Source organism: Dietzia sp. HMSC21D01, assembly GCF_001815995.1.
In the GTDB taxonomy this organism is placed as follows: Bacteria; Actinomycetota; Actinomycetes; order Mycobacteriales; family Mycobacteriaceae; genus Dietzia; species Dietzia cinnamea.
Window position 1 is genome coordinate 1 of sequence record NZ_KV823793.1, and the last position, 4,376, is coordinate 4,376.

Consider the following 4,376-nt stretch of genomic DNA (forward strand, 5'->3'; position numbering starts at 1 on the left):
CGCACCGGTCGCCCCGCGCCTCCGCCCGCCCACGTCGCGCCCGGTTCGGCCGCACCGCGATGGCGCAGCTCAACGGTGCGGTCGCCGCGGGGACGAGGACGCCACCCGTGTTGGCGGGCCGTTGGTCCCTCGTTCCGGAGCCGATCAGCGACGCCACGCTGCGGGCGCACGCCTGGGCCGAGACCCTTCTGCTGCGCCACGGCGTCGTCACCCGGGGCGCGGTCGAGGCCGAAGAGATCCCCGGCGGGTTCGCCGCCGTGTACAAGGTGCTGGCGCAGATGGAGGACTCCGGCCGCTGCCGCCGCGGGTACTTCGTCGACGGTCTCGGCGCAGCGCAGTTCGCGGCCGGCAACACGATCGACAGACTGCGCACGTTCGACGACACCGCCGACGACGCCCACTGGCCCTCCGGCACCGACGAACCCACCGTCCGGGTTCTTGCCGCCACCGACCCCGCCAACCCCTACGGTGCCGCTCTGCCCTGGCCCGCCACCGCGCCCAGTGGAGGCGACGCGGCGGGCGGAGGCGACGCAGCGGCCACGGGCGGCTCGGGTCACCGGCCCGGTCGGAAGGCGGGCGCGCTCGTGGTTCTGGTCGACGGGATCTGCGTGCTGTTCGTCGAGCGCGGCGGACGCACCGTCCTCATCTTCGACGACCGCGCCGGTGCGGTGCCTCTCGCCGCGGGCGCGCTCGTCGACGCCGTCCGCTCGGGAGCGGTCGGTCCGTTGACCGTCACCACTCTCGGCGGCGAGCCCGTGCACGGCTCTCCACACGCCGCCGCGTTCGAGGCGGCGGGCTTCGGCATCACCCCCAAGGGGGTGCGCATCCGGCGCTGACGCCCTTGAGACCCCACGCCCGATTAGTTAGAATATGCGCATTGGTGCATATGTCAGAGGGGGTAGCCGGATGGGAGTGGGTCACGCGCACGGTGCACACGGCTCGGGGCACACCCACGCTCGTCCCGCCGGACATGCCGGTGGGCGCCACCGCGCCAGGCTGGCGATCGCGTTAGCACTGACGGCAGCGTTCTTCGTCGTCGAACTGGTTGCCGGCCTGCTCTCCGGCTCCCTCGCCCTGCTCTCCGACGCCGGCCACATGGGGGCCGACGTCGTCGCTCTCGGTGCGGCTCTCCTCGCGACGATCATCGCCACCCGTCCCGACTCCACCGGCCGGCGAACGTTCGGCCGCTACCGCGTGGAGATCTTCGCCTCCGGCCTCGCCGTGCTCATCATGCTGGGAATGGGCGTGTACGTTCTGGTCGAGGCGCTCGGCCGCCTCGGCTCCGATACGCCCGTCGCCACCGGGACGATGCTCGTCGTCGGCGTGCTCGGCCTGGTCGTCAACGTCATCTCCCTCCTGCTGCTCCGTGGCGGGTCCGACGAGAGCCTCGCGGTACGTGGCGCCTACCTCGAGGTCCTCGCCGACGCCGCCGGGTCGGTCGGGGTGATCGCGGCCGCGCTGCTCATACGTACCACCGGGTCGACGGTCTGGGACCTCGTGGTGGCCGCGGCGATCGCGGTATTCATCGTGGTCCGCGCGGTGGCGCTCGGCCGGCAGGTCCTCGCAGTCCTCGCCCAGCACGCCCCGGCCGGTGTTGAACCCGCCGCGGTCGAGGCCCAGCTCGGCGTCCTGCGCGACGTGAAGGAGGTGCACGACCTCCACCTCTGGACACTCACGTCCGGGATGGACGTGGGGACCGTCCATCTGGTCGTCGCCCCGGACGCGGACCACGCCGAGGTGCTCGACGATGCCCGACGTGTCCTGTTCGACGAGCACGGGATCGAGCACGTGACCGTGCAGATCGAGACCGCGGGCGTCGGCGGCTGCCGCGAACTGGGGTGGTGAGCCGTGCCCGAGGGAGACACGGTCCACCGCGCGGCCACGCGGGTTGACGCCGCACTCGCCGGGCGGACCCTGGACCGGGGCGAACTCCGGGTGCCGAGGTTCGCCGCGGTCGACCTGCGCGGGAGGACCGTGAAGGCTGCCCGGTCGCGGGGCAAGCACCTCTTCGTCGACATCGGGCCCGACGACCAGGGGCGTGACCCCGTCACCCTCCACCTCCACCTCAAGATGGAGGGCCGGGTCCTCGTGCTCCGCGCCGGGGAGAGGTGGCGGTTCCCCGCACACACCGCCCGGCTGGTCCTGCGCGCGGACGACGTCGAGGTGGTGGGGACCGAACTCGGTTTCCTGCGCGCCCTGTCGCCCGCCGAAGCCGACGTGGCTGTCGAGCACCTCGGGCCCGACCTCCTCGGTGCCGACTGGGATCCGGCGGCCAGCGTGGCCGAGGTCGTGCGGCGCATCGAGGAACGTCCCACCCGCACCATCGGCGAGGCGCTCCTCGACCAGCGCAACCTCGCGGGCATCGGCACCGTCTACCGCGCCGAGTTGTGTTTCGTGCGGGGAGTGGACCCGCGCGATCCCGTCGAGACGGTCCGGGATCTCCCGGCGATGGTGAGGCTCGCACGCAGGATGTTGGTGGCGAACGCCGACCGTGTCGTCCGGGTGACCACGGGCGAGGCCCGGCGTGGTCGCGAGTTGTGGGTGTACGGCCGCGACGGCAAACCGTGCAGACGGTGCGGGACCGAGGTGGAGACCTTCCGCCTCGGCGGCCTCGCGAACCCCGATGAGCCGAGTGATTCGCTCGACCGCATCGCGTACCGCTGCCCGTCCTGCCAGCCGAGCCGTGCCACACTGGGCGCATCGCCAACTGAGGAGAACTCGTGACCGACCGCAAGACGATCCTGATCACCGGGGCCAGCTCCGGGCTCGGCGAGGGTATGGCCCGCCGCTGGGCGGCGCACGGCAAGAACCTGGCACTGTGCGCACGGCGTCTCGACCGCCTCGAGGAGCTGCGCGCCGAGCTGGTGGCCGCCAACCCGTCGATCACCGTCGCCGTTCGCGAGCTTGATGTGGCCGACGGGGAGGCGGTGGAGCGGGTCTTCCGCGAGCTGGACGCGGAGCTCGGTGGGATCGACAGGTTCGTGCTCAACGCCGGGCTGGGCAAGGGCGCTTCTATCGGCACGGGCAAGGCGCACGCCAATCGCGAGACCGCGATGGTGAACGTGATCGGCACTCTCAACCAGGCCGAGGCGGCGACTCAGCTGCTGCTCGCGCGAGGGGAGGGGCACCTGGTGTTCATCTCGTCTGTGAGTGCGCTGCGGGGGATGCCCAAGGCGCAGAACACGTACGGCGCCACCAAGGCTTTCGTCTCGTCCCTGGCGCAGGGGATGTACGCCGAACTCGACAGCGCCGGAAGCCGTATCAAGGTGACGGACATCCTCCCCGGTTACATCCGCACGGACATCAACCGATCGGTGAAGACCGCGCTGATGACGGAGTTCGACGAAGGCGTCGACGCGCTGGTCAAGACGATCGATGCGGAGCCCGTCCGCGCGCTCGTCCCGGCCAAGCCCTGGAAGGTGATCGGCCCGCTGCTCACGCTGCTCCCGGAGAAGGTCAGCCGCCGCTTCGTCTGAGGTCGCCGCGGAATCATCTCGAGCTTGCACTTCCACCCGCCTTAGAAGGGTGGTGGTGGTTGGAGGAGTTCGTCGAGGTGCTCGTGGAGGGCGTGGAGGATGGCTTTTTCCAGGGTGCTGTCGGTGGGTTTGTTGCGTTGCCACCAGCGGCTGGCCGCGGCGGGGGTCATACGCTCACGCGGGGCCGGGCCCGGGGCCGTGTTCGAGTCCGGACCCGCGTTCGGGTCTGGGGCGGTCTCGGCTGCCTCGGCGCCGGTGTCGGGTGGCGGCGAGGTCGGTGCGGCGTCGGTGGCTTCGGCGGCGTTGCGGGCGGCGGTGCGGGCGCGTTCGCGGGCCAGGCGTTGGGCGCGGCGGGCGAAGTAGGTCGCCTCGTCCAGGACCCCGGTCCCGTAGACGGGGCTGGGGTTGCGGCGTTGCTGACGCGCCCAGGCATCGGCCTCGTCGCGTTGTTGTTCGCGTCGGTACTGGGCCAGCGGCCCGTCGGGGCGGGTGAGCATGACGGTGCCGTCGGGGGTGGTCACGATCAGGGTGCCATCGGGCTGGAGCTGGTAAGTCCAGTCGGAGAAGGTTTTGAACCGGTGATGGCGCCGGCATTGGGCCACCAGGTTCGCCTCGATGGTCAGGCCACCGGCGGCGGGGTCGGCGTGGTTGAACGGCACCACATGATCCAGGTCACAATCATCAGCGGGGATCGTGCACCCGGGGTGGCGGCAGGTGCCGTCGCGGAGCCGGACACGGCGCGCCAACTGGGCACCGGGCCGGTATCTCAGGGCGGCGTCGGTGTCGTCGGCGGCGCCGATGCGGGGATCGACCTGCTCGAAGGTGGCCCCATCCGAGGTGGCGAGCATTTCCAGCAGGGTCTGCAGGGCGGCTTCGCCGGTGCGGGTGAACTCCACCCGC

At 71.5% G+C, this 4,376-nt stretch carries 4 protein-coding genes and 1 pseudogene; 4 read left to right on the top strand and 1 reads right to left on the bottom strand.

The window, feature by feature from the left end; genetic code table 11:
• The 4 genes and pseudogenes from HMPREF3086_RS04080 to HMPREF3086_RS04095 all read left to right on the top strand — a co-directional run.
• Positions 1–836, top strand: a pseudogene (locus HMPREF3086_RS04080) (DEAD/DEAH box helicase); the annotation flags it as partial.
• 70 nt (positions 837–906) lie between these two features.
• The gene (locus HMPREF3086_RS04085) at positions 907–1,845 is read left to right on the top strand and encodes a cation diffusion facilitator family transporter (RefSeq protein WP_061228333.1); all 939 of its coding nucleotides are present in this window, start codon (positions 907–909) and stop codon (positions 1,843–1,845) included.
• A gap of 3 nt (positions 1,846–1,848) precedes the next feature.
• Positions 1,849–2,724, top strand: a complete 876-nt coding sequence (locus HMPREF3086_RS04090; protein WP_061228334.1) for a DNA-formamidopyrimidine glycosylase family protein — start codon at positions 1,849–1,851, stop codon at positions 2,722–2,724.
• On the top strand, positions 2,721–3,476 hold the full coding sequence (locus tag HMPREF3086_RS04095; protein WP_061228335.1) for an SDR family oxidoreductase: 756 nt from the start codon (positions 2,721–2,723) through the stop codon (positions 3,474–3,476). The genes HMPREF3086_RS04090 and HMPREF3086_RS04095 overlap by 4 nt, the downstream gene beginning before the upstream one ends.
• Positions 3,477–3,517: 41 nt before the next feature.
• On the opposite strand, the gene HMPREF3086_RS04100 is transcribed toward HMPREF3086_RS04095, so the two are convergent.
• A partial coding sequence (locus HMPREF3086_RS04100) for an HNH endonuclease signature motif containing protein (RefSeq protein WP_168169046.1) occupies positions 3,518–4,376 on the bottom strand: 859 nt, incomplete at its 5' end.

Excerpts from the sequence above, each read along its gene's own strand:
- HMPREF3086_RS04085 (WP_061228333.1), top strand. The coding sequence starts at position 907 with ATGGGAGTGGGTCACGCGCACGGTGCACACGGCTCGGGGCACACCCAC.